Raw genomic sequence first — 24,719 nt, forward strand, 5'->3', positions numbered from 1 at the left:
CCGTTTGGCGATAGGCTGGATCAGTTGCGAGGCCGAAGAGCGGTCGGCTTGGCGCAGCGAGAGAACGCCGAGCGGCAACCCATCCAGTAAGCGCCAGATCGATTTACCGCGCCGCCCAGTTGGCACCGCGGCGGAAGATCGTCCGCATCTGCGGAACCTCGAATTCCTTCGATACGTGGCCGAGCGAGGAATAGAAGACCCGGCCCTTACCGTGCTTGCGCTTCCAGACTACCGGCATCACCACGCCCTCGATCCACCACGCATGCTCGCCGGAAAAGGTGGTCGTCGCCAGCACCTCGTTCGAGGGATCGACATGCATGTAATATTGCTCTGAGGTGTAAGGGAAATCGGAGATCCCTTCCATCAGGGGGTCGTCGGGGCGGCTGATGTTCACGCGGTAGTCGATGATGTTTCCGGGATGGGCCACCCATTGGCCACCGATGATGAACTGGTACTCAACGCATTCGCGGAACGCATCGCCGGCGCCGCCGTGATAGCCGGCAATGCCGACGCCACCTTGCACGGCAGCGGCGAGGTTTTTCGCCTCCTCCTTCTCGATCTTCGACATGGTCATGATCGGCACGATCAGCGACACGTCGTGAATGGAGGGATCGGCAAAGATCTCGGTCGTGTGTTCCAGATAGACCCGGAAGCCGTCCTCCTGCAGCATGTCGCGAATGACATGGGCGCATTCCTTTGGCTCGTGCCCGCTCCAGCCGCCCCAGACGATCAGTGCCTCGCGCATGTCTCATCCTCCTTGATCTCGTTTGCGGACCGCCGGAACAAAAGCCCGAACCCTGTAGTTTGTCGACCCGAAGGGATGCACAAGGGAGAATTTTCTGATGAAAGCCATGCTCCTCAAGAGTGCTGTTGCGTTGAGTCTTGGAATTGGAGCCGTAACTCTTCCTGCTGCAGCAGAAGACACGTCGAGAAATAGCGCAGTGACCGGCGCCGCTGGCGGAGCCGCCGCGGGCGCAGTCGTTGGAGGTCCGGTCGGAGCCGCGGTTGGCGGCGTCGCGGGCGCGATCGCGGGAGCGGTCATCGACCCGCCTCCGCCGAAAGTGATTGCCTATGTCGAAGCGCAGCCGCTTCCGACGCAGCCAGTCGTCATCCAGGAACAGATCGTCGTCGGCAAGCCCTTGCCCGAGACGGTTGTCCTTACTCCGATACCCGAAGATACGCGCTATGCCTATGCGGTCGTGAATGAGCAACGGGTCATCGCCGACCCGAAAAGCCGCACGGTGGTACAGGTCATACAATAAACTTGAATTCCCCCGGTGAGCTTCCGAGCTCGCCGGGTGAACGCCGAAGCGTTCATCGGCCGCTTACCGAATTCGAGTGGCCTTGACGCCCTGGGTGCCTCTGTCGGTCCACTCCACTGCCGCAACCGCTGAACCGAAAAGAAGGGCAGGTATCGCCAGCGCGCTGAAGAATTTCAGCATCTGAAGGCGACGTGTCCGCTTTCCGTCCCAGTCGTAAACCATCCTCTGTCCTCCTCCACCCAAGAATATTAGCTGAAGATAAAACCAAAGAAAAACCTAGAGGTCGAGTCCCTTTGCCTGTGCAACTCTTGACAGAATTTTACGCCCGCACATGTTACGGGAAGCGGATCGCCATTCTCGCACGCGCCTTTGCTGCTTCGTCCTCACGGTTGCGCGGGGGTTGGGAAGTCTCCAGCGTTTCGAGCAGTTCGCTGGCGCAGGCCGCGATCGAGCTTACGGCGCGCTCGAACGCCGCTTCATTGCGCTTAGACGGCTTGGTCGTTCCGCTCAATTTTCGCACGAACTGCAGTGCGGCATCGCGTATCTCCTCGTCCGTCGCCGGCGGATTGAAATTGAAGAGAGGTTTGATGTTTCGGCACATGGCTTGCTCCCGGTCATCCTCGTCTCCTCCGCTTCAAGTCACATCGGATGGCGACTTGAGCGGCAGGCGCTGACACGCAGCATTGCGCATCTTTTCAAAAACTGATGCCTTTGGGTAGCGCGCAAGTTGCTTTTCATCTCCAAAAGCCTGAGCGAGCCGGTTCTCCGCGGCATAGGGCATGCTCCACGGGCATGGTAGCCATGCCTTGCAGGCCAGGGGTTCCGCGACCATATCTCATCAGACCACTTCCACGACTTCCATATGAAAGATGCGCGCGCTGTTTGCCACCGCGAATTGTCGCGCGCCAAGGAGACGTCATGCAAGTTCTGAAAACTGTCGAAGAGATGAATGTCAGAGAACTGGCGGACCTGATGTCGGCGGTAGCCGACGCGCTCGAAGCAGCCGCCGACGAGGCCGAGGAGGACGGCGACGCGCGCGCGGTTGCGAACTCGATGTCGCTCGCATGCAGCCTTCGCGGCTGTTCCTCCGGCCTTGAGGCGTGCGACCTGAAGGCCGCCGAACTGCTCCTGGAGCAGGGGATCACATTCGTTCACCTGTTGAACAGCCGGAAGATCGATCCGGCCACCCTGCAGTAGGGGCGGGTTTCTTTCTTATCGCGGAGCCAGACCTTTGTCAGGCATCTCCGCGACCGTGCGCGAGAAGCTGGCCGCCAAAATTCAGGGGATTCTCACGCACGGCGGAACCTGAGACGGAGCCCTCGCATTCTTCGTACAGACAAACGATGGAGGGTCAGGTGAAAGGCTTATTGGCGGGACTTTGCGGGCTCGCCCTGTCACTCGCACTCTTCCTTAGCGGGGCGGCGGTCGCAACTTTCATCCTTAACGGGAACCCGGCACGTGAGCCGCAGCTCGACATGAATCAGTCGGAAATATGGACCGAGCAGCCGCGTGCAGTGAACCCGGCGGCTCAGCAATTCGAGCGGCTCCCCGCCCGCGCCGCGGCAATTGATGTCTCTCCCAAGGAGCCCTTGGAGACCGAAAAAGGCAAAGAGCCGGTAGTGACCCTGCCTTCAGAACGCATCGCGACCACAAAAGGCAAAGAGGCAGTGGAGGACTTCCCGGAACACGTGGTAACCACGCAGGGCAATGAGGCTGCAGAAGACCTTCCTTCGGAACCCGAGGTGATCGCAAGGGTCAATGGGGACGAAAAGGAACTTCCTTCTCTGGATTCAATGGCCACCGGCTCAGTTCAAACGATACCCAGCGAGGAACAGCCGGTGTCGGCAGCCGGGCCGACGGCGCACGTCGAATGGTGTGCGAACCGCTATCGGTCCTACCGTGCCCGCGACAACAGCTATACATCCTTTAGTGGCGGCCGGCGGACTTGCATCTCTCCCTATATGAATGCGGCCGGAACGCCGTTGGAAGTCGCCTTGCCGCCACCCACTCCTGAGGAAAGCGTCGACGCTCCTTCAGCCGAGATGGACCTCTCGGCCGATGCGACGAACCTGTCGTTCGAACATGTCGACTATTGCTTCAGTCGATACCGATCGTACCGTCCGGAAGACAACACCTACCAGCCCTATGACGGCGGGCCGCGCCGTCAGTGCCGATAAGCCGAGATGTTGCGGAGAAGGAAAGCGGAATAGCCGTATCGCGGGAGCGCCACGTCTCCCGCGATACGGACGGCCAGCTCTACATCGCGTTGACCATAGTGCAGAGTTGCGCGATGGTCATCGCGCCGCCTGTGGCCTGAGTGCCCGCCGCCGACCCGGACGAGGTCGATCCGGTAGAGGTGCTTGCAGTGGTTTCGCCCGAAACCTGGGGTGTAGTTCCGGCCGCCGACCCACTTGCGCTGCCTGATGCGCTTCCGGCTCCCGTCGCCGATGCGGTTTGCATCGTATTGCAATCCTGCTTGATCTGGTTCTGCTGCTCGGCCGTCAGCTTCGACCAGTTGGCCTTGATTTCATCCTGGCTGCGCAAGCTCGTCCCTGACGCATCGGAGAAGAGGGCGTTGCGTACCGGATCCGGCCATTTCGACGTGGTGCTCCTTTCCGCTTCGTTCATCTGCATCACCCCCGGGGCTCCCGAGCTGCTCCCGGAAGGAGAGGCGGAGGTCGTCCCTGATGCGGAGCCCGCCGTGCCACCACCCGATGTTGACCCTGAACTGCTTTGAGCGACAGCGGCGGATGCCATTGCAAGCGAGATAGCAGCGGCAAAAAAATAATTGTATTTCATCTGCGTTGTCCTTCTTATTAGCGCGCACAACGCGCAGCGCACCGAACCGGCCGGTGACGGGAAGGTTCCACGCTCTTTCGATTCGCTTCCGCCGCGAACCGGACCTGCGAGGATCCGCATTTCTTCCGGCACCTTCCAAAACAACTTTACATCTACCGCTTCCTTTGGTTTGTGAGGCGGAGTCTTTCGTCTCGACCGTTTGGAGGAGCAGAATGAAGTTGTTGCGTTACGGCCCCGAAGGGGCGGAAAAGCCGGGCGTTCTGGACAGTGCTGGCCGAATTCGCGACCTCTCGGCGGTGATCGCCGACGTCGCCGGCCCGGCAATCGCCGATCTCGGCTGGGCTCGCGGTCTCGACCTCGAGGGCCTTCCGCTCGTAGAGGGCACGCCCCGGCTCGGCCCCTGCGTCGCCGGTAGCGGCAAGTTCATCTGCATCGGCCTCAATTACGCGGACCATGCGGCAGAATCCGGCCTCGAGGTTCCACCGGAGCCCGTGGTTTTCATGAAGGCCACCTCGGCGATCGTCGGTCCGAACGACAACGTCATCATCCCGCGCGGTTCGGTGGCGACCGATTGGGAAGTCGAACTTGGCGTGGTGATCGGCAAGAGGGCCAAATATGTGGGCCGAGACGAAGCGATGGACCATGTCGCCGGCTATTGCGTCATCAACGACGTCTCGGAACGGGATTTCCAGATCAAGCGCTCCGGCCAGTGGACCAAGGGCAAGTCCTGCGACACCTTCGGTCCGACCGGTCCCTGGCTTGTCACCCGCGACGAGATCGCCGATCCGCAAAACCTCGCGATGTGGCTGAAGATCAATGGCGAGACGAAGCAGAACGGCTCGACCGAGACGATGGTCTACGGCGTCGCGTATCTGGTCAGCTACCTTTCGCAGTTCATGACGCTCCATCCGGGCGACATCATCTCGACCGGTACGCCGCCCGGTGTCGGCATGGGTTTCAAGCCGCCGCAATATCTGAAGGGCGGCGACGTCATCGAACTCGGCATCGAAGGCCTCGGCGCGCAGAAGCAGATGGTGGTTGCGGACGACTGATTTCGCGGGTGGCGCCCCTTGAGGGCGCCGCCGGGTCTAAGCCTTCAGCCGCCCCTGCCGCTTGAGCTGTTGCTCGCGGAAGAAAATGAAGAGGCCAGAGGCGACGATGAGACCGGCGCCGAGCACCATCGACAGGCGCGGCGTGTCGCCGAAGATCAGCCAGCCGAAGACGATCGCCCAGAAGAGCAGCGTGTATTGAAGTGGCGCCACCGTCGCGGCGTCGGCAAGCTTCAGCGCCCGATTGACGAGCACGTGGGCGACCATCGCGACGACGCCGAGCAGGCCGAGCAGCGCCGTGTCGAGCGGCTTCAGCGGCGTCCAGTCAAACGGCGCCCAGAGGAGGCCGGCAAGCGCCGCCCCGACCAGCTGCCAGAAGGCGAGCGTCGTATCCGGCGTGCCGCGCAGCGAGCGGCCGGACACCATCATGAAGGCGAAGCACATGCTGCCGAAGATCGAAATCAGCGCCGGCAGAGTCAGCGCCTCAGAAGAAGGTTCGAGGGCGATCAGGACGCCGACGAAGCCGAAGGCGATCGCCGTCCAGCGTCGCCAGCCGACATGTTCCTTCAACAGGAGCGGTGAGGCGGCCGCCACATAGATCGGCGCCGCCAGCCAGTAGGTCATGACATCGGCAAGCGGCAGGTAGATGACGGCGAAATAGAAGGCGAAGACCTCCGCCGTCGAGGCGACGACCCGGGCGACCTGGAGGCCCGGCTGCTCGATGGCGAGAAGTTTGCGGGCACCGCCGAGCCAGAGGAAAGGGACAAGCAGGACCGCCGCGGCGAGACTGCGGATCAGCACGACCTGACCGACCGAATAGGTGGCGACGAGCCACTTGCCCATGACGTCGTTGAGCGAAAACATCAGCATGCCCAAGAGCATGACCAGCACGCCCGTGCGGGTGGCGTTGGACGCGGTGGCTAGGGCGGCGGGCGCGGTCTCGACGGCCATGGCGAAGTCCTCGTGGAGCGCTGAGCCATTGGCATATTCCGGCGCCGCAATCCATGCATCGTTCTTGATCGACTCATCAGCGTTGCGAATGAGACGTCAAACGGACCGGCTGATGCTAGCCGGCCAAGCGCATGTCGGTGGCGGTCGCGGTGAGGTCGCCGTAGAGCTCCGCATATCTGGCAGCACTGCGGTGCCAGGATGAGTCCGTCTTCATCCCCTGCCGCTGCAGGCTCTCCCAGACGCGCCGGTGCCGGAATAGTTTGAGGGCGCGGCGCAGCGCGTGCCGCAATCCCTCCGTATCGACCGGGGAAAATTGCACTCCGGTGGCGGCCTGCGCCTGGAGCGCAGCGACGTTGGCGTCGATGATCGTTTCCGACAGGCCCCCGGTCCGCGCGACGATCGGCACGCAGCCGTATCGAAGCGCATAGAGCTGCGTCAGCCCGCAGGGTTCGAAGCGCGAGGGAACGAGCATGGCGTCGGCGCCGGCATGGATCTTATGGGCGATCTGCTCCTCGTAGCCGAGCCTCATGGCGACGTGTTGCGGGAACCGCCGGGCGGCGTCGAGAAAGGCGTATTCGATATCCGCGTCGCCATTGCCATGAACGATCAGCCGGCCGTCCATGGCGACGATTTCGTCGACGACGGCTGCCAGAAGATCCATGCCCTTCTGCCAAGTCAGCCTGTTGATGCTGGCGAAGACCGGAGCGCGCGTATGCGGCAGGCCGAACAGCTCGAGCAGCGCCTCGCGGTTCGGCAGCCGCCGGAGAGGCGTTCTCGCCGAATAGGAATGCTCGATATGGGGATCGATCGAGGGATCCCAGACGTCGACGTCGATCCCGTTGACGATGCCGACGACGTCTTCATGGCGTGCATTCACCACTCCTTCGAGACCCATCCCGAAGGTCGGCGTCATGATTTCGCGCGCATAGGTGGGGCTGACGACGGTGATGGCATCGGCCGCCTGCAGGCCGCCCTTCAAATACCCGACATCGCCGTAATATTCGAGGCCGTCTATGGAATAGGCCTCGTTCGGCAGGCCGAGTTCTGAGAAGAGATGGGCGGAAAACTGTCCCTGGAAGGCAATGTTGTGGACGGTCAGGACACGTGGAATCGGCACGTTCTTTGCATATTTGGCGTAGACCAGACTCAAGGCGGCGTGCCAGTCGTGCGCGTGAATGATGTCCGGCCGCCAGTGCTGCACGAGTCCGCCGGCGATCTGCGATGCGACCAGGGAGAAGGCGGCGAAGCGCTTCCAATTGTCCGGATAGTCCACCCCGTGCTCGTCGGTGTAGGGGCCGCCCGATCTGTAGAAGAATCCCGGCGCATCGAGCACGAAAAGCTCCAGCCCCGCGGCGCGTCCGGAAAGCAGGGTCGCCTTCTCTCCGAAAAGACAATCGTAGCGGGCAACCGGTGCGGCCGCCTCGAGGGCCTCGATGGCGGAGGCGTAGCCCGGGATCAGCGTGCGTGTGCGAATCCCGTGCGATTTCAAAGCCTTGGGCAGCGAGCCGGCAACATCGGCCAGCCCGCCGGTCTTCACCAAAGGGAAAATCTCGGCCGTCACGGAGAGAACGTTCATAGATCGTATTTCCGGAAAATTGTGTTGGCCGTTGCCGGCCAATCGCCGCCCCATTTGCAGTTCCTTCAACACGAAGCCCGTGCGCAAAGTTCCGCCGCGAAATCGAAATTTTTGCAGGAGCCTCTGTGCGCGCGGCGACCGGTTCGGTCGGGTGGCGATTTGCTGCCACCGACCTCAACACCGGCCTGCTTTGGGAGTACAATCCGGCGGTCGTGCGCCCGTTCCATGTGCCCAACATGAAGGAGAGAGGTGATGACTTTCAGCTTGATGAGCCCCGCCTTCGCGGAAGGCCAGCCGATCCCGAAAAAACATACGCGCTTCGGCGAGAACATCTTTCCGCCGCTGAAATGGACGGGTACGCCCGACGGTACACAGAGCTTTGCATTGATCGTCGAGGATCCGGACGCCGTCAGGGGGGTGTTCCGGCATTGCGCCATCATCAACATTCCGGGCAACTGGACCGAGCTTTCGCAGGCTGTCGATACCGGCCCGGAACACGCCATCAAGTTCATCCGGAACGACTTCGGCAATGCGCGCTATGATGGGCCGCAGCCTCCGGCGGGGACTGGCCTGCATCACTATCACTTCAAGCTCGCCGCGCTGGACACCCGCAACATGTCGATCTCGGACGATGTCGGGGCGATGCAGGCCTGGAACGAGGCCCGCAAGCACCGCATCGCGGAGGCGGTTTTGATCGGCACCTGTCAAGGCTGACGCTTCGGTTACGGCGTCGATCACCTCAGCCTTCGAAAAACGAGTTCGCCGGGAACCAACCTCAGCGGTCGCGGTTTCGTGCCCATTCCGTCCCCGATCAAGGAGTGCTGCGATGGCCAAGAAACCCTCTGCGCCGAACATTTCGAAGCCGGCCACCATTCATGACCAGAAAGCAACCCGCGGCAACGGCGGCGAGCTCCATCAGATTGCCGAAGGCGCCACTCCTGTCTTGACGACCGCGCAAGGAGGACCGGTGGCAGACGATCAGAACAGCCTGCGCGCCGGCGAGCGTGGCCCGACATTGATCGAGGATTTTCATTTCCGCGAAAAGATCTTTCACTTCGATCACGAGCGGATCCCGGAGCGCGTCGTGCACGCCCGCGGCTACGGCGCCCATGGCTTCTTCGAGACGTATGAATCGCTTGCCGCCTATACCCGGGCGGACCTGTTTCAGCGGGCGGGCGAACAGACGCCGGCCTTCGTGCGCTTCTCGACCGTGGCCGGCAGCAAGGGCTCCTTCGATCTGGCACGCGACGTGCGCGGCTTCGCCGTCAAGATCTATACCAAGGAGGGCAATTGGGACCTCGTTGGCAACAACATCCCGGTCTTCTTCATCCAGGACGCGATCAAGTTTCCGGACGTCATCCACTCTGTGAAGCCGGAGCCGGACCGGGAGTTCCCGCAGGCGCAGTCTGCGCATGACAATTTCTGGGACTTCATCAGCCTGACCCCGGAGAGCATGCACATGATCATGTGGGTCATGTCAGACCGGGCCATCCCGCGGTCCTTCCGCTTCATGGAAGGCTTCGGCGTTCACACCTTCCGCTTCGTCAATGCCAAGGACGAGTCGACCTTCGTCAAGTTCCACTGGAAGCCGAAGCTCGGACTGCAGTCCGTCGCCTGGAACGAGGCGGTGAAGATCAACGGCGCGGATCCCGACTTCCACCGGCGCGACCTGTGGCAGGCCATCCAGTCAGGCAATTTCCCGGAGTGGGAACTGCATGTGCAGCTCTTCGACCAGGCGTTTGCCGACAAGTTCGATTTCGACATTCTCGATCCGACCAAGATCATTCCGGAGGAGGTTCTGCCGACGAAGCCGGTCGGGCGGCTGGTACTCGATCGCATGCCGGAGAATTTCTTCGCCGAGACCGAGCAGGTCGCCTTCATGACCCAGAACGTGCCGCCGGGCATCGACTTCAGCGATGATCCCCTGCTGCAGGGACGCAATTTCTCCTATCTTGACACGCAGCTGAAACGGCTCGGCAGCCCGAATTTCACGCATCTGCCGATTAACGCGCCCAAATGTCCTTTCCAGCACTTCCAGCAGGACGGCCACATGGCCATGCGCAATCCCGTCGGGCGGGTGAACTACCAGCCGAATTCCTGGGGCGAGGGGCCGCGCGAGTCTCCGACGAAGGGGTTCCGGCATTTCGCTTCGGAGGAGCAGGGGCCGAAACTGCGCATTCGGGCCGAGAGCTTCGCGGACCACTATAGTCAGGCGCGCCAGTTCTTCATCAGCCAGACGCCGCCCGAGCAGCGTCATATTGCTGACGCCCTGACCTTCGAATTGAGCAAGGTGGAGACACCTGTGATTCGCGAGCGCATGGTCGCCCATCTCCTCAATATCGACGAGACGCTCGGCAAGAAGGTCGGCCACGCGCTCGGGTTGCAAACAATGCCGAAGCCGGCCGAAGCTGCCGTACCCACGCGGCAGGACCTCGATCCATCGCCGGCGCTCAGCATCATCGAGCGCGGTCCGAAGCGCTTCGAGGGCCGTAAGCTCGGAATTCTGGCGACCGACGGCGCGGATGCGGCGCTGCTCGATGGCCTGATCGCTGCGGTCACGGAGCAAAAGGCAGCCTTCGAGCTGATCGCCCCCAAGGTCGGCGGATTCACCGCCTCGGACGGCAGGTGGGTCGCAGCCCATCAGATGGTCGATGGCGGCCCATCCGTGCTCTATGACGCGGTGGTGCTTCTTCCTTCGGCAGAGGCCGTCGCCGATCTGATCGATGTCGCCACCGCCCGCGATTTCGTGGCCGATGCTTTCGCCCACTGCAAATATATCGGCTTTGTCGGTGCGGCACGTCCCCTCCTGGAGAGGGCCGGCATTGCCGACGCCCTCGACGAGGGAACGATCGAGCTCACCGATGCCGGGAGCATCGCCGCCTTCTTCAAGGAACTCGGCAAGCTGCGCGTCTGGGCGAGGGAACCGGCCGTGAAACTGAAATAGGGCGATCGGGGAAGGAGTGGACGATGCCGTCACCGGCGCATCGAAAACCGACCAAGGCGACCGGACGGCCGCGCTCGGCGAGAAAGGCAAGGGCGGCGGCGGAGGCTGTATCCGCCGGCGGCTTCGCGCTGCCGGTCAGCACCGCGCCGATGGAGGCCCGCTCTGCGACCGAGCTTCCGAGCGATGGGGCATGGCAGTATGAGCCGAAATGGGACGGCTTCCGCTGCCTTGCCTTCAAATCCGGCGAGGAGGTTGATCTTAGGGCCAAATCCGGCAAGCCGCTCGGGCGGTTTTTCCCGGAAGTCATCGCCCTCTTGCGCCGGCTGGACGCCCGGCAATTCGTCCTTGACGGTGAACTCGTCATCGAAGTCGAGGGGCGTCTTTCCTTCGACGCCCTGCAGATGCGCCTGCATCCGGCGGCAAGCCGCGTTGAGAAGCTCGCGCAGCAAACGCCGGCCCGCCTCATCCTGTTCGACATGCTGGTCGACGCAAAGGGGGCAGTCCTGACCGACAAGCCTCTTCCCGCCCGGAGAGCGGCACTGGAAGCCTTTGCCGCCAAAAACGCAGTTCCGGACAAGCTCGCCCTTTCCCCCTTCACGCGAGACCGACAGGAGGCCGAGCGATGGCTCGCCTCGTGGGAGGCGGGCGCGACCGACGGCGTCGTCGCCAAGCGGCGCGACGGGAATTACGAATGCGGCGAGCGTGCGATGGTCAAGGTCAAGCGCCTGAAGACCGCCGATTGCGTCGTAGGCGGCTTCCGCTACGAGAGCGACAGCGACGAGGTCGGTTCCCTCCTGCTCGGCCTCTACGACAGCGACGGAACGCTGAACCATGTCGGCTTTACTGCGACGATTTCCGACAAGGAGCGCCCGGCATTGACACGTCGGCTGGAGGCATTGCGCGAGCCGCCCGGCTTTACCGGCAAGGCACCCGGCGGCCCGAGCCGCTGGAGCACAGAGCGCAGCGGCGAATGGGAACCGGTCCGTCCGGAGCTGGTGGTCGAGGTGAGATTCGATCACGTCAGCAGCCGTCGTTTCCGCCATGGCACGAAGCTGATGCGCTGGCGTCCCGACAAGGATCCGCGCCAATGCACCTATGAGCAGATCGAGCCACGCTGACAGGCCAAAGCGCGTCGCGAGAAAATGTATTCACGCTGCGCGCTTTAGGTCCTTGTTTTGTGCATGTCGTCATCCCAAAACCGCTGCACACTTTTGGGCAAGAGGCGTTAGAACTTGCGGCTGAGGAAGGGCGAGTTCTGCAGCCCGAAGCGCCAGGGGTGCTCGACGGCCTTGGATATTCCGACGCGAAGGCCGGTTGCAACGGGCGGCCGCTTCGTCTGCAGGCTTAGCTGGAAGGGCTTTCCGTTAAGCGGCAAGCCATCCTGTTCCTTGCCGATCGCGAGCGCCTGGCCGACTCGTCCGGGGCCGGAACAGAGCAACCTGTCTTGCGAAACGCCGCGCCGCTCCCGCATCGTCTCCAGCCCCCATCTCGGCTCGATGGCGCGGACGAGCACGGCGCTGCCGGGCAGGCAGACGAAATTCAGGCACCAGTGAAGACCGTAGGAAAGATAGACATACGCATGCGCCGGCGGGCCGAACATCGAGCGGTTGCGGTTCGTGGTACCGGCGAAGCTGTGGGAGGCGGCATCGTCGGGCAGATAAGCTTCCGTCTCGACTATGATGCCGCCGATGCCGGAGACAGCGAATTCCGCACCGATTAAATCGGCGGCGACCTTAACGGCGTCGCGCGCAAAGAAGCTGTCATCCCACCGCAATCGATAGCGCTCCCCGATCTATGCCGGTCGTATGTAGTCTCATATTTTCACGCTCGCCAACGTTGCGCCCGAAACTTGCGCGCAGCCACTGAGAACTTTCCGCGAACATCCGAAGCATGTAGGGTTAAATCAAAGACGATACAACGAGGAGCCGAGACATGGCGCAACGAGCGGGCAATGCGGATCTGCCGCTGCATGGCGGCCGGGTCCCGAAGTGGCTCGGCGACCGGATGACACGCCTCGGCACTCTGATCACCGAGGCGATCGTCCATCATTATGGACGGGACGAATTCCTGAGGCGGCTTGCGCACCCGTTCTGGTTCCAGTCCTTCGGCGCGGTGATGGGCATGGACTGGCATTCGTCGGGCATCACCACCAGCGTCATCGGCGCCTTGAAGCGTGGCCTGACGCCGCTTTCGGGCGAACTCGGCATTCACGTCTGCGGCGGCCGTGGCCGGCATTCCCGAATGACCCCGGGCGAACTTGTCGTGATCGGCGAACGCATCGGGTTCGACGGCGCGAGGCTTGCCGAGGCGAGCCGCCTCGTCGCCAAGGTCGACAGTGCCGCCGTACAGGACGGCTTCGATCTCTACCTTCACGGCTTCATTGTCACGGACGATGCGAGCTGGGTGGTTGTCCAGCAGGGCATGAATGGCGACCGACGGCAGGCACGGCGCTATCACTGGCTTTCCGAAGGCCTGGATAGCTTCGTCGACTCGCCGCATGCGGCGATCGAGGGGCGGGAGCAGGGCAAGATCATCAACCTTGCGGACCGGCGCGCCGGCGCCTCGCGGGCAAGCCAGCTCGACCTTTTAAGCGCGCTCGGACCCGATGGCCTCATGCGCGAGCTGGCGACGATCGAGGCGCGCGGGCCGGGACTGCCGGCTCCGGCCCAGCCGATGCTGCCGCACCTCTTCATGCCGGCCCATCACGACGTGCGCGAAAGCGACGTGAACATGCGGCGCCTGCACGGCAATTTCGCCGCCGCAGCTGATCGCGGGCCGAAGGATTTCGAGGAACTGCTTCTCGTGCCGGGCGTCGGCGCGCGAACCGTCAAGGCGCTCGCGATGGTCGCCGAGGTGGTGCACGGCACGCCGTGCCGCTTTTCCGACCCGGCTCGTTTTTCGCTCGCCCATGGCGGCAAGGACCGTCATCCCTTCCCGGTGCCGCTCAAGGTCTATGACGAGACGATCAACGTGATGAAATCGGCGGTGCAGAAAGGGCGGCTCGGGCGAGAGGAGGAACTCGCCGCCTTGCGGCGGCTCGATGAGCAGTCGCGCCGGTTGGAGCGCTACGTCACCGGCCCGGATCTTAAGGAGATCGTTGCCGGCGAGTTCAGAAATTCTGCCCGCTTTGGCGGGCGGAGCGTGTTCGGCTGGGAGCCGGAGGACAAGGAAGACCACAGGGACGCTGCCGCCGTCAAGGGCCGCAGCCGCAGCTGAGCTCACGGGAACAATCACCGGACCGATCGATTAGAGGGGCGAGATGCGAGACATCCCCAACCGAAGGAGGTTCCGGTGAGCGCTTCGAAAACAACGACCGATCACGACACGATCCGCAAATGGGCAGAGAGCCGCGACGGCCATCCGGCCCGCGTCAAGGGGGCATCCGACGGCGGTTTGCTGCGCATCGACTTTGGAAAGCCGGAAGAGAGGCTGGAGGAGATTTCCTGGGAGGATTTCTTCAGCATATTCGACGAGAACAAGCTGGCCTTCCTTTATCAGGACCGGACCGCGGAGGGGAAAGTCAGCCGTTTCTTCAAGTTCGTCGACCGCGAGTGAGAGCGGACACTTGCAAGGAAACCCTGTTCAGGCCGCCTCCGTATGGCGCGCCTATTTTGAGGTATGACGTGTTTTGAACCGGCCTCGCCGCGGGTGAGTTGGAGAAGCTAACGCGTCGCGACGAGCCTTTGAATTTCCTCCAGCCGTGCCCTCAGCCTCTGAATCTCGTCGCGCTTCTCGGTAACCACATCCTTTGCCGTCTCGATCCGGTCGGCGCCGGGGAGCGTACCGATTGCGGTATGCGCCTCGGTCGCAATCGCATCGATCTCTGCCTCGAGCTCGGCGATGCGCTCCTGCAGGTCAGTGATCTGTTGCCGGACCGTACCACTGGTCTCTGCCGCATGACGTTCCGACGCATCGATAGGTTCGTCGACACCGTGCGGATCAAGAGGGCGTGCGACGGTCGGGGATCGCGCTTTTCCGTGCTTGCTCATGGCTGGTCTCCCGTAAGCGCTCTAAACTCCGGGAAGCCTCCGTTGTTCCCGTGGTACGATGCGGATTTGCGGAGCTTCTTTTCATGTCGTTGGAACTTCCTCTCGCGAGGGCCGTTTTTGTGAATCATGTCCGGGAGGGATTCGATGCATGCACAGGAATGCCTAGAGCTTCATTTCGACCTGATGAGCGGGAGAGCGTTGCTCTGCTGTGGCGACAAGGATTATGTGTTGCCTGATTTTTATCCCACGAAGGAGACGGCAAGGATGGCGGCCCAGCAATTCGCCTGGGAAAAGCTCGGCTGGAAGGACCGGGCGCGCGAATTTCGGCAGGCTTCCGAATTGCCCGTGTGGCTGCGCTGAGCCGCTGATGGGGCCCGAAGGGCAACGGCAGTAAAAAGACGACGAAATGGTCGCAAGAGGTGACGGCGCATAGCAATGCGCTGGACATCGAGCCCGGTATCTATGCCTCGGACGATCCGCGGAAGATTGCACGTTCCCTGAGACGCTCGGCGGAAGCGAGCGACCGCCGTAAGTCGAGCGCCTACCGGTCCGCGATGTCGATGCTCACCTTCTATATCAACAGGGCAGGCCTCTGGATTGGCCGACGAACAGCGGTGCGTGCTCGAACAGGCGAAGGACGAACTCAGGAGGGATTTTCGGGCGGGAGCCCACAGGCTGAACCGGGAGACGAGGGATTTCATGGCATTCACGCTCTATTACTGGGACGGAATTCCCGGCCGCGGCGAATTTGTGCGGCTCGCGTTGGAGGACGCAGGCGCCGACTATGTAGATGCGGCGCGCCAGCCGGGCGGCACAGATGCAATGCTGAAGCTGATGAAGGATGCCGGCGGTGCCACCAGCCCTTTCGCGCCCCCCTTTCTGGTCGATGGCGAACTGCTCATCTCCCACGTCGCCAATATCCTGTTCTATCTCGGCCCGAGGCTGGGGCTGACGCCCGAGGATGAGGGCCTGCGCCACGTTGCCAACGGCCTGCAATTGACGGTGACGGATCTCGTTACCGAAATCCACGACACGCACCATCCGATAGGCGTGTCGCTCTATTACGAGGAGCAGAAACCGCAAGCGTCGAAGCGGGCGGAGAACTTCCTATCCGAGCGGCTCCCGAAATATCTTGGCTATTTCGAACGCGTTCTCGCCCAAAATCCGGAAGGCCCGGAGCATAGCGTCGGCGGGCGACCGAGCTATGTCGATCTTTCGCTGTTCCACCTGGTCGAGGGGCTCCGCTACGCGTTTCCGAACGCGATGCGTGCCAATGAAGAGCATGTGCCGGCGCTGATTGCGCTGCATGATTCGGTCGCGGCGCGACCGCGGATCATGAGCTATCTGGCTTCCGACAGGCGCTTGCCCTTCAACGAGTCCTGCATTTTCCGCCGCTATCCCGAACTCGACCGACCGCCCTGAGTTGCTAATCCACGTGGCCGGCGATTTGGGCGAGGTCTTTCACGAAGCGGGCGCGTTCCGCCGCGGCGTCGTCCCTGTTCTGAATTCTGAGAAGATAGGAGGGATGGATGGTGACGAGCACCGGGTATCCGGCGGGCGTGGCGACCAGGTCGCCGCGGTTTTTCATCACGCCGGCGCGGCGTCCGAGCAGCGACGAAAGCGCCGTTGCACCCAGCGCGACGACGACCTTGGGCCGCAGCTGCTCGAGCTCTGCGCCGAGCCACCAGGAACAGCGCTGGATCTCGCCCGCATTGGGCCGCGAATGCAGGCGGCGCTTGCCGCGTTGCTCGAACTTAAAATGCTTGACGGCATTGGTGAGATAGCAGCTTGAGCGATCGATGCCTGCCTCATGCAGGCACTCGTCGAGAATACGTCCCGCCGGGCCGACGAAGGGCCGCCCGGCCAGATCCTCGCGATCGCCGGGCTGTTCGCCGACAAGGACGACGCGGGCCTTGCCGGGTCCCTCGCCAAACACGAGCTGCGTCGCATGCTTGTAGAGATCGCAACGCTCGCAGCCCTCGGCCTGCTTGCGCAACGCTGCAATGGAGGGCGCATCAGCGTGCTCGCCGGAAAGGGCCGGACCCATTTTTACAAGTTCAGTCGGCATGGCTTTCAAGACACGAGCCTCGGTCCATTTCAGTCGTGCAATCGGCTAAACCGACAGGCTCCGACCATGTTCCGTTCGCTACGTTAATTGGACCGTACGGCAGCAACGATGCTTGGGCCCGGCAACTCACGTCCGTCCAATTTAAGTGCGCCGAATATCTGCTCGCCGCAGATCGGCGGAACGGCGGCTTTGCCTGCGGAGAGATTGGCGCGCAACTCGAGCACCGGGCCGCCGAACGACCAGTCAACGGCGACAATGCCGTCGCGAGCGGAATGGACCTCGAAACTCGGAAGGTTGCATTGTCTCATCAGCGGCGCGATGTGCCGCTGCCGGATATCGGCGAGGTCGCGCATGAAGGCGAGGTGAGTCCTGCCGGCCGCGCTCTCGGCGCGTTCCCAGCGAAGCTTCGAAGCGGCAAAGGTCTCGGGATCGATCGGATCGGGGAGATCTTCTGCCGTCTTGCCGGGCGGCATGCCGCCGAATTTCTCGGCTTCCTCCTGCCGCCCGCGCCGAACGGCCGCGCCGAGTTCGCCCGCATAGTCGGCGAAGAACAGGAACGGCTGGCTTTCCCCGTATTCCTCGCCCATGAAGAGCAGCGGAATCTGCGGCGAAAGCATCAGCATCGCGGTCATCACGTTCAGCTGGTCAGTCCTCGCGAGCGAGACGAGGCGCTCGCCGAAGGCGCGGTTGCCGATCTGGTCGTGGTTCTGCAGGAAGCTCACGCGCGCCTGCGGCGGCACTTGGCCCTCCGGCTGAGGGAGGGACTCGATCGTTTCGGTCGAGGCGAAGCCGTCGGTCATGGCCTCGCGCGTCGCCTGCCAAGGGCGCGCTGCAAAGGGCCGATAGAAGCCCCTGTCTTCGCCCGTTGCGATGACATGGAGGCCGTGGTGAAAATCGTCGTTCCACCCGGCAGTGAAGAGAGCGATTGTCCCGTCGGCGTTGCGCCGCACCAGATTGCGCCGACGGTCGGCATCCTCGACCACCAGATGGATGCTGCGGTCGGCAAAAGTTTCGCGCACCTCGCGGGCCAGGGCGGCAAGAAAATGCGGCTGGCTGGTGTCTCGGATCTGGTCCGTCGCGTCGAGGCGCAGCCCGTCGAAGTGGAAGTCACCGAGCCAATAGAGCGCGTTGTCGATGAAGAAGCGGCGCACGGCGGGTTCCTCGAAGGCGATCGACGCACCCCATGGGGTCGGCCGGTCGCGGTTGAAGAAGCGGCTGGCGTAACGGGGGAGGCTGTTGCCCTCCGGTCCGAAGTGATTGTAGACGACGTCGAGCAGGACCATCATGCCGAGCCCGTGCGCCGCATCGACCAGCGCCTTGAGATCGTCGGGAGTGCCATAGGCATGGTGTGGCGCATAGGGCAGAACGCCGTCGTAGCCCCATCCGCGCTCGCCTTGAAACTCCGCGACGGGCATGATCTCGATGGCGGTGATCCCGGCCTCGGCGAGATGCGGCAACCGCTTGGCCGCCGCTCTAAAGGTGCCCTCCGGCGTAAAACAGCCGACATGCAGCTCGGAGATGATTGCCTCTTCCCAGGGCCGGCCGCGCCAGGAGGAAGCCTTCCACTGGTAGGCCGAATGATAGACGAGCATCGACGGGCCGGAAACTCCTTCTGGCTGGGCGCGAGAGGCAGGATCGGCGACGCGGGTTCCGTCGGAAAGTTCGAACCAGTAGCGATCGCCTGCCTGCGCCCGGGCAGAGATTTCGAACCAGCCGCTGTCGAGCGCGCGCATCGAGTGCGGCACATCGGCAAGAACGAGGCGGACCGCCTGCTCGTCGGGGGCCCACAGGCGAAAATGTGCGACGTCGTCTGAGGTGAGCTCGGCGCCCCAGGTTTTCCGGACAGAATCGGTCATTCATTTTCCTTGATGCTGCGAGATCGGCAAGAGACGAGAACTGCGTCGACGGGTCGAAAGTTCCGCGGCAATCAATCGTCGCCGAGCTTCGGCAGGAACAAAGTTGCCGCCATCGGCGTTGCCCCCTCACTTCCACGACGCTGCAGGGGGCGCGACGACACCGAATGAATGTGGCTTTCTCCGAACTCGATTTTCTGAAGCCGGAGCTTGGCGCCGAATACACCGGCCAGGGCACCCATTTCGCGGTGTTTTCCGCCCATGCCGAAAAAATCGAGCTGTGTCTCTTTTCCGAGGATGGCAGCAAGGAAACGGCGCGGCTGCCCCTGCCGAAGCGGGAGGGCGACATCTGGTCCGGATATATCGAGGGGCTGGGGCCGGGCACGCTCTACGGCTACCGCGCCTACGGACCTTACGACCCGCAAAACGGACATCGCTTCAATCCGAACAAGCTGCTCCTCGATCCCTATGCCAAGCAGGTGGCGGGGGAGTTCGTCTGGGACGACGCGCTGTTCGGCTATACGATCGGCAACCCGGAGGGCGATCTTTCCTTCGACGAGCGGGACAGCGCTCCGTTCATGGTCAAGGGCGTCGTCCAGGATCCGAACTTCGACTGGGACGGCGAAGAGGCGATCCGCCGGCCCTGGACCGAGACGATCATCTACGAGACTCACCTGCGCGGCATGACCATGACGCATCCCGGCGTGCCGGACGAATTGCGCGGCACCTTTCTCGGCATGGCCAGCGACCCGATCATCGATCATCTCATGAAACTCGGCGTCTCCGCGGTTGAGCTTCTGCCGGTGCAATATTTCCTCGACGACCGCTACCTCATCGAGCGAAACCTCAGGAACTACTGGGGTTACCAGCCGCTCGGCTATTTCGCGCCGCATGCGCGCTACATGAAGGGCACCAGGATTACCGAGTTCAAGGCGATGGTGAAGCGCTTCCACGCCGCCGGCATCGAGGTTCTGATGGACGTCGTCTACAACCATACAGCCGAGGGTTCGGAACAGGGGCCGACGCTCAGCTTCCGAGGTCTCGACAATCTCAGCTATTACCGCCAGTCGCCGGAGCAGCCCCGGCATACTTATGACATGACCGGCACCGGCAACACGCTGAACGTCGCGCATCCGATGGTGCTGCGCATGGTGCTTGACAGCCTCCGCTACTGGGTGGGCGTCATGCACATCGACGGTTTCCGCTTCGATCTGGCGAGCGCCCTCGGGCGCGAATACATGGAATTCGATCGCGAGGGCGGCTTTTTGGATGCGATCCGGCAAGACCCGATGCTGGCCGGCGTCAAGCTCATCGCCGAACCGTGGGACATCGGCGACGGCGGCTATCAGCTCGGCGGTTTCCCGCCGCCCTTCCGCGAGTGGAACGATCGCTTCCGCGATGATGTCCGTCGCTTCTGGAAGGGAGACGGCGGCGTCGTGCCGGTGCTCGCCGAACGGCTCACGGGCTCGCCGGTCCAGTTCAATCATTCCGGCCGGGCGGCGACCACCTCCGTCAATCTCCTAAGCGCACATGACGGCTTCACGCTGATGGACACCGTCTCCTATACGGAGAAGCACAACGAGGGCAATGGCGAAGACAATCGCGACGGCCACTCGGACAACCATTCGGACAATATGGGCGCCGAGGGGCCGACCGATGATCCCGGGATCGGCGAGGCGCGCCGGCGCCGCCGCCGTGCAATGGTCGCCACCTTGATGATGAGCCAGGGCGTTCCGATGATCCTCGGCGGCGACGAACTCGGCAACAGCCAAGGCGGCAACAACAACGCCTATTGCCAGGACAACGAGATCGGCTGGATCGACTGGAGCAGCTCTGACGAGGCGTTCCTTACCTTCTGCCGCAAGATGACGGCCTTCCGGCGGGAGAACCCGGTGCTGCGCCAGGAGAATTTCCTGGAAGGGGCCACCGACGAGCACGGACGTATCGAGATTGCCTGGTACAAGCCCGACGGTAGCATGATGGACGAGCCGGCATGGGGCGACGGCGAATTGCGCATCCTCGGCGTCTATCTCTGCCACCTCTCCCCTAACGAGGCACCGGCGGAAGAGATCTTTCTCGTCTTCAACGCCGGCGGCGACTGCGATGTCGCGCTTCCGCCTGTGCACGGGGCGCAAGGCTGGCGGTGGGCGCTCAATACGGCCGAAGACGACGCCTTTACCGAGACCGTTGCCAGGGAGCGGGAAACGGTCCGCGCGCAGAGCGTCGCCGCTTTCGTTCCACAAGACTCTGGCGAGCAGGAGGCGCCAACAACAACTGCGCTTGCGGGCGCGTGGAAAGGAGGCAGCAGTGCAAAATCCGCGTCAGCCGGGTCAGGCTCCGCCACCGTCGCCGAGGGATCCGGAACCGCCTATCGGCGAACCTGAACCCGACCGCCTTCCGGACGAGGCGCCGGTACCGAATCCCGATGAAAATCCGGAGCCGCCGCGCTATGGCGGCGGCTCCGGCGAGCGTTACTGGAACAGGTTTTAAGCATGGAACAAATGGGCGGTCGTCCCGTTTGCATTTTGCCGACGAGGCTTCATCAGCGAGGTAAGGGACATGGAACACGACAGGGAAGAGCTCATCAAGCGCAGGGCTTACGCGATCTGGGAGCAGGAAGGCCGTCCGGACGGCGAACACCTGCGCCATTGGGAGCAGGCAGCGCGGGAAATGGAAGGGCAAGGCACGTCCAGCCCCAACGGAGGCGAGAGCCTCGAAACGGAGGGTACGACCAATGCCGTGTCGAGCCCGAAGCCGCCTGCACCGCGCGCAAAAACTGCCAGGAACGGAGCGCGAGCGCACTGAAATGCCGCCTCCCACCTGTCTGATTCGGCCTGGTCCCGGACGGCTCGGCTGATCGGACAGCACCTTCCGAGAAAGGAGCAGGACAATGCATGTATCGGATATCATGAGCAGGGACGTTCATCTCGCCACCCCCAACGACACGATCAGGGATGTGGCGCGGCAGATGGCGGACAACGACATCGGCTTCATGCCGGTCGAAGACCATGACCGCCTTGTCGGCATGGTGACGGACCGCGACATCGTCGTGCGCGGCGTGGCGGACGGACTCGATCCGCAGGCGAAAGTGCGCGACGTGATGACGACAGACGTCAAATATTGCTTCGAGGACGAAGAGGTGGACGACGTGGCGCGGAACATGGGGGATATCCAGGTGCGACGTCTCCCCGTCGTCAATCGGGACAAGCGCCTCGTCGGCATCGTGTCTTTGGCTGACGCCGCGCGGGAGCAGCCCGCCGCGGCGGGCGCGGGCCTGAAGGGCGTGACCATGCCCGGCGGCGAGCACAATCAGGCCGGCCGGCACTGACACGCTCCCTTTGAAAATCGAATTGGCGCCCGCGAAGGGCGCCAAGCCATGGAGGCAGCATGCCGCAAAAGCAGGACAATGGAGAGCTTGGGAAGGGTCGCCCCGCGGAGCAGCGCCCGCGCCGGACGTCGCAGTCGCCCGATGTATCGTGGCCGGCTCGTCGCCTGGGGCCGCAGCCGCAAAGGACAGCGCACCTGCAGTCGCAGCCAGAGAATGCTTCCGGCGAAGACCACATAGCGGACGCTTCGGACGCGGGCGGCGGCGCCCAGGACTTGCGCGCCGGAATGTCGGTCGACCCGCCGCAACCTTCGCCGCGCGATTTCAGCGGCGGCGCTCAACCGATCAGGCCGAAACACGACCAAGGCCGAACGGTACAGGAAGCCGCAACTCAGGAACATCAGGAAAGCAGTGACGAAGGAACGGGCGGAGAGACCTGGAACAGGATGCTTGGCGATACGACGAATGCCGGGATGCTTCGCCTGCTTGCTGCAATCGCCCTTTTCATTCTGGTGGCGGGAACCTTCTTCTGGCTCGTCACCTGATGCACGTTGGATTGAGCGTAGAACCGCAATGGCGGAGAAAGTGAATGTCGCTTCTGCGTGACCACGGGCTGAGCATTACACTGACCATTCTCACTGCCGCAACCATCGCGGGCACGGTTTTCGCCGGCACTCATGCCTTCAATCAAGAGGCTATCATGCACGGCGAAGGGACCGTGACCGTCGTCGAATATCTCTCCACCGGCCATTTCCTGTCCGCTCTCTTCGAAAATTGGGAGAGCGAATTTCTGCAGATGGCGGCCTATGTCTGCCTGACGGCGTTCCTCTACCAGCGTGGCTCGGCCGAGTCCAAGGACCCGGACGTCCTTCAGGACGAGGTGGACGAAGATCCTCGCGAGAAGAAGAACGATCCGAAGGCACCCTGGGCCGTTCGGCAAGGGCCGCTGATAAGGACGCTCTATTCCTATTCGCTGGGCATCGTGCTTGCTGCACTGTTCGTCCTGAGCTTCGTTTTCCATCTGCGCGCCAGCGCCGCGGCCGCAAATGTCGAGGCGATGCGCCATGGCGAGCCGTCTGTCGGCCTCTGGACGCGACTGGCCGATGCCGAGTTCTGGTTCGAGTGTTTTCAGAACTGGCAATCGGAGTTCCTCTCCACCCTGCTGCTGGTTCTGCTCTCGATTTTCCTGCGTTTCCGCGGATCGCCGGAATCGAAGCCGGTCGCGGCCCCGATAAGCGCAACCGGAAAGTAGAAGCCAGAAACGCTTCCGGGGTCCCGACCTGACGTCGGAACGCCGGAAGCATCGGCGGGCGGGAAGCTTATTGTTGCTGTGCCGGAGCCTGCTCGACAGGCGCTGTGCCCTGAAGCTTTTCCTGGACCTTCTTGGCAAGCGCCGGATCGTTCTGCGCGGCCGTCAGAATGGTCGTATATTCCTCGACAGAGATGTTCGGCGAGGCCTCGACGGCCTTGACCATCTGCTGGCTGGCTTCGCTCTGCAGCTTCTCCTTTGCAGCCGCGTCCTGTGTCGCGCCGATCTTGGCGGAATATTCCTGCCGGACCTTGTCGACCTGAAGGTATGCGACCGCGAAGGCCTCGATCTTCTGTTCGCTGATCGGGGCACCCTTGGCGCCGGGTTGAGCCGGGGCCGTCTGCTGCGCCGGCTGTGTTTCCTGGGCCTGGGCAAGTTCCAGCGCCGAGGCCGGGCTCACGACCATCAGGCCGAAGAATGCAGCGGTCAGCGATGCAACGGGGGTGTAACGAGTGATCATATTCATTCCTCTTGGACGTGCCCTCTTGGACGTGCATGACGTGATCGGCAGCAATACCGCCTTGCTCAACCGCTCCGTGTCGTGTGTGACGCAGCGGCGATAGACCATGTAGCCCTCAAAAGTGCTCGGTTGGGCGATCTGGGGGCAATTTGCTGACCATTGCGCGGCAGCTTTGTGGCCCCGCGCTTCTCTCGAACCAGAAAGCGAGTACAGCCAGTGGTGGCGGCGAAGTGCCGCCCGGTCAGGCGGCGCGCTTGCTTGCGCGGATCGCGTAACGATGCTGGCTGCGTCTCGCCAGCCCCTTGAAGAGGTTCCAGTTCTTCGCCTGCGTCCGGTGGATTTCGCCGAGATCGGTATCGACGATGATGTCCGTAAAGCCGGTGGCCGTAAGGAGTTCGACCACGGCCTCGGCGCGTGCGCCGTTGGCGAAATGGACACGGGAGAGGATGCTCTGGTGGGCCTCCATCATCTCGCGCGAGTGCATGGGTGCGTCCGGCTTGAAAACGCCGGTGCGCTGTCCCCAGGCGCTCAATTTCGAGAACAGGCGCTCCAGCGCACCCGTATTGACGAAATCGCCGTCGACGATCAGAAGCGTGCCGCGGGGCTTCAGCACGCGCAGCCATTCGGCGAAGGCCGCGGCCGGATCGACGAGCGTCCAGACCAGATGCCTGTTGACGATGACGTCATAGTGGTCGTCCGGCTCCATCGTGCTTTCCGCGTCGCCCATGCGGAAGGAAATGGCACGCTTGCGGCTTCTTGCCTTCTGACGTGCCCGCTCGAGCATGGGCTCGGCCCAGTCGAGACCGGTCACCTGGAAGCCGAGATCGTCGAGCAGGTGTGAGATGACGCCGGTGCCGCTCGCAAGGTCGAGTGCGGCGCGCCCTTCGCCGTGACCGAGATGGCGCAGGAAAAGCCGGTGCCAGGCGGCGCGCTCTTCCTCGGAGAAGATTTCGTGTCCCGGCGAGAGATCGAAAGTGGCGGCACGTTCCGACCAATAGGCCTTGATTTCGTCGCGAAGATCGTAGTTCCGGCCCGCCGCCACGTCGCTCATTACCAGTCCGCCTCTCCTGTTTGGAAGCGTTCTAAAAGATAAATGTTGACTGGTAAAGTCATGAAACATTAGAAGGCAGCGTT

27 protein-coding genes and 2 pseudogenes are annotated in these 24,719 nt (G+C 62.8%); 18 read left to right on the plus strand and 11 right to left on the minus strand.

From position 1 onward, the window contains the following. Positions 1–103 precede the first annotated feature (103 nt). Positions 104–745, minus strand: a complete 642-nt coding sequence (locus tag CO656_RS00690; RefSeq protein ID WP_097524449.1) for a ThuA domain-containing protein — start codon at positions 743–745, stop codon at positions 104–106. Between the two features lie 97 nt (positions 746–842). On the opposite strand from CO656_RS00690, the gene CO656_RS00695 reads away from it, so the two are divergent. Then, on the plus strand, positions 843–1,262 hold the full coding sequence (locus CO656_RS00695) for a DUF1236 domain-containing protein (RefSeq protein ID WP_097524450.1): 420 nt from the start codon (positions 843–845) through the stop codon (positions 1,260–1,262). Between the two features lie 334 nt (positions 1,263–1,596). On the opposite strand, the gene CO656_RS00705 is transcribed toward CO656_RS00695, so the two are convergent. Further along, complete coding sequence (locus CO656_RS00705; protein WP_097524452.1) at positions 1,597–1,863, minus strand: DUF2277 domain-containing protein; 267 nt, start codon at positions 1,861–1,863, stop codon at positions 1,597–1,599. A gap of 317 nt (positions 1,864–2,180) precedes the next feature. On the opposite strand from CO656_RS00705, the gene CO656_RS00710 reads away from it, so the two are divergent. Further along, on the plus strand, positions 2,181–2,459 hold the full coding sequence (locus tag CO656_RS00710) for a hypothetical protein (RefSeq protein WP_097524453.1): 279 nt from the start codon (positions 2,181–2,183) through the stop codon (positions 2,457–2,459). 146 nt (positions 2,460–2,605) lie between these two features. After that, positions 2,606–3,439 carry a BA14K family protein gene (locus CO656_RS00715; RefSeq protein ID WP_234819614.1) on the plus strand — a complete coding sequence of 278 codons (834 nt, stop codon included), beginning with the start codon at positions 2,606–2,608 and terminating at the stop codon, positions 3,437–3,439. Between the two features lie 79 nt (positions 3,440–3,518). Here CO656_RS00715 and CO656_RS00720 read toward each other — a convergent pair whose 3' ends face one another. Next, positions 3,519–3,899 (minus strand): hypothetical protein, encoded by a 381-nt coding sequence (locus CO656_RS00720; protein WP_210421631.1) that lies wholly within the window; start codon positions 3,897–3,899, stop codon positions 3,519–3,521. 374 nt (positions 3,900–4,273) lie between these two features. On the opposite strand from CO656_RS00720, the gene CO656_RS00725 reads away from it, so the two are divergent. Then, complete coding sequence (locus tag CO656_RS00725) at positions 4,274–5,113, plus strand: fumarylacetoacetate hydrolase family protein (protein ID WP_097524454.1); 840 nt, start codon at positions 4,274–4,276, stop codon at positions 5,111–5,113. A 36-nt stretch (positions 5,114–5,149) separates the two neighbouring features. On the opposite strand, the gene CO656_RS00730 is transcribed toward CO656_RS00725, so the two are convergent. Continuing rightward, on the minus strand, positions 5,150–6,061 hold the full coding sequence (locus CO656_RS00730; protein WP_097524455.1) for a DMT family transporter: 912 nt from the start codon (positions 6,059–6,061) through the stop codon (positions 5,150–5,152). A gap of 115 nt (positions 6,062–6,176) precedes the next feature. Then, entirely contained in the window at positions 6,177–7,637 is a 1,461-nt protein-coding gene (gene glgA / locus CO656_RS00735; protein WP_179864669.1) for a glycogen synthase GlgA, read from the minus strand. Between the two features lie 252 nt (positions 7,638–7,889). On the opposite strand from glgA, the gene CO656_RS00740 reads away from it, so the two are divergent. The 3 genes from CO656_RS00740 to CO656_RS00750 all read left to right on the plus strand — a co-directional run bounded on the left by CO656_RS00740 (position 7,890) and on the right by CO656_RS00750 (position 11,699). Beyond that, a complete protein-coding gene (locus CO656_RS00740; protein ID WP_097524456.1) occupies positions 7,890–8,351 on the plus strand; it encodes a YbhB/YbcL family Raf kinase inhibitor-like protein in 462 nt (153 codons plus the stop codon). A gap of 112 nt (positions 8,352–8,463) precedes the next feature. Next, the gene (gene catE / locus CO656_RS00745) at positions 8,464–10,581 is read left to right on the plus strand and encodes a catalase C (RefSeq protein WP_097524457.1); all 2,118 of its coding nucleotides are present in this window, start codon (positions 8,464–8,466) and stop codon (positions 10,579–10,581) included. Between the two features lie 23 nt (positions 10,582–10,604). Then, positions 10,605–11,699 carry an ATP-dependent DNA ligase gene (locus CO656_RS00750; protein ID WP_097524458.1) on the plus strand — a complete coding sequence of 365 codons (1,095 nt, stop codon included), beginning with the start codon at positions 10,605–10,607 and terminating at the stop codon, positions 11,697–11,699. 107 nt (positions 11,700–11,806) lie between these two features. Here CO656_RS00750 and CO656_RS00755 read toward each other — a convergent pair whose 3' ends face one another. Beyond that, positions 11,807–12,355 (minus strand): DNA-3-methyladenine glycosylase, encoded by a 549-nt coding sequence (locus CO656_RS00755; RefSeq protein WP_097524459.1) that lies wholly within the window; start codon positions 12,353–12,355, stop codon positions 11,807–11,809. 158 nt (positions 12,356–12,513) lie between these two features. Between CO656_RS00755 and CO656_RS00760 the strand changes: the two genes are divergently transcribed. Together CO656_RS00760 and CO656_RS00765 are read left to right on the plus strand one after the other, a co-directional pair. Then, on the plus strand, positions 12,514–13,797 hold the full coding sequence (locus CO656_RS00760; protein ID WP_037416502.1) for a DUF763 domain-containing protein: 1,284 nt from the start codon (positions 12,514–12,516) through the stop codon (positions 13,795–13,797). A gap of 75 nt (positions 13,798–13,872) precedes the next feature. Continuing rightward, complete coding sequence (locus CO656_RS00765) at positions 13,873–14,136, plus strand: hypothetical protein (RefSeq protein WP_097524460.1); 264 nt, start codon at positions 13,873–13,875, stop codon at positions 14,134–14,136. Positions 14,137–14,243: 107 nt separating this feature from the next. Here the strand turns inward: CO656_RS00765 and CO656_RS00770 are convergent, their stop codons facing one another. Further along, a complete protein-coding gene (locus CO656_RS00770) occupies positions 14,244–14,570 on the minus strand; it encodes a hypothetical protein (RefSeq protein ID WP_037416505.1) in 327 nt (108 codons plus the stop codon). A gap of 144 nt (positions 14,571–14,714) precedes the next feature. Between CO656_RS00770 and CO656_RS00775 the strand changes: the two genes are divergently transcribed. The 3 genes and pseudogenes from CO656_RS00775 to CO656_RS00785 all read left to right on the plus strand — a co-directional run bounded on the left by CO656_RS00775 (position 14,715) and on the right by CO656_RS00785 (position 15,992). After that, a complete protein-coding gene (locus CO656_RS00775; RefSeq protein WP_037416507.1) occupies positions 14,715–14,930 on the plus strand; it encodes a hypothetical protein in 216 nt (71 codons plus the stop codon). 59 nt (positions 14,931–14,989) lie between these two features. Then, positions 14,990–15,227, plus strand: a pseudogene (locus CO656_RS00780) (DUF3175 domain-containing protein); the annotation flags it as partial. Positions 15,228–15,269: 42 nt separating this feature from the next. Continuing rightward, positions 15,270–15,992, plus strand: a complete 723-nt coding sequence (locus CO656_RS00785; protein WP_097524718.1) for a glutathione S-transferase — start codon at positions 15,270–15,272, stop codon at positions 15,990–15,992. 4 nt (positions 15,993–15,996) lie between these two features. On the opposite strand, the gene CO656_RS00790 is transcribed toward CO656_RS00785, so the two are convergent. Then, a complete protein-coding gene (locus CO656_RS00790; RefSeq protein ID WP_097524461.1) occupies positions 15,997–16,638 on the minus strand; it encodes a UdgX family uracil-DNA binding protein in 642 nt (213 codons plus the stop codon). An 83-nt stretch (positions 16,639–16,721) separates the two neighbouring features. Beyond that, positions 16,722–18,494, minus strand: coding sequence for a malto-oligosyltrehalose trehalohydrolase (gene treZ, locus CO656_RS00795; RefSeq protein ID WP_097524462.1), 1,773 nt, complete (start codon positions 18,492–18,494; stop codon positions 16,722–16,724). Between the two features lie 164 nt (positions 18,495–18,658). On the opposite strand from treZ, the pseudogene glgX reads away from it, so the two are divergent. The 6 genes and pseudogenes from glgX to CO656_RS00825 all read left to right on the plus strand — a co-directional run. Continuing rightward, positions 18,659–20,668: pseudogene (gene glgX, locus CO656_RS00800) on the plus strand (glycogen debranching protein GlgX); the annotation flags it as partial. A 130-nt stretch (positions 20,669–20,798) separates the two neighbouring features. Beyond that, positions 20,799–20,981, plus strand: a complete 183-nt coding sequence (locus CO656_RS30650; protein WP_234819615.1) for a hypothetical protein — start codon at positions 20,799–20,801, stop codon at positions 20,979–20,981. Positions 20,982–21,032: 51 nt separating this feature from the next. Continuing rightward, positions 21,033–21,296 carry a DUF2934 domain-containing protein gene (locus tag CO656_RS00810; RefSeq protein WP_179864685.1) on the plus strand — a complete coding sequence of 88 codons (264 nt, stop codon included), beginning with the start codon at positions 21,033–21,035 and terminating at the stop codon, positions 21,294–21,296. Positions 21,297–21,381: 85 nt separating this feature from the next. Continuing rightward, on the plus strand, positions 21,382–21,819 hold the full coding sequence (locus tag CO656_RS00815; protein ID WP_037416514.1) for a CBS domain-containing protein: 438 nt from the start codon (positions 21,382–21,384) through the stop codon (positions 21,817–21,819). Between the two features lie 59 nt (positions 21,820–21,878). Then, complete coding sequence (locus CO656_RS00820; protein ID WP_097524464.1) at positions 21,879–22,361, plus strand: hypothetical protein; 483 nt, start codon at positions 21,879–21,881, stop codon at positions 22,359–22,361. 44 nt (positions 22,362–22,405) lie between these two features. Further along, complete coding sequence (locus CO656_RS00825) at positions 22,406–23,068, plus strand: DUF6766 family protein (RefSeq protein WP_097524465.1); 663 nt, start codon at positions 22,406–22,408, stop codon at positions 23,066–23,068. Between the two features lie 67 nt (positions 23,069–23,135). Here CO656_RS00825 and CO656_RS00830 read toward each other — a convergent pair whose 3' ends face one another. Both CO656_RS00830 and CO656_RS00835 read right to left on the minus strand, forming a co-directional pair. Further along, on the minus strand, positions 23,136–23,585 hold the full coding sequence (locus tag CO656_RS00830) for a DUF4168 domain-containing protein (protein WP_179864670.1): 450 nt from the start codon (positions 23,583–23,585) through the stop codon (positions 23,136–23,138). Between the two features lie 241 nt (positions 23,586–23,826). Further along, positions 23,827–24,636 (minus strand): class I SAM-dependent methyltransferase, encoded by an 810-nt coding sequence (locus tag CO656_RS00835; protein ID WP_097524467.1) that lies wholly within the window; start codon positions 24,634–24,636, stop codon positions 23,827–23,829. Positions 24,637–24,719: the final 83 nt, after the last annotated feature.

Source organism: Sinorhizobium sp. FG01 (assembly GCF_002531875.1).
GTDB classification, from domain to species: Bacteria; Pseudomonadota; Alphaproteobacteria; order Rhizobiales; family Rhizobiaceae; genus Sinorhizobium; species Sinorhizobium fredii_C.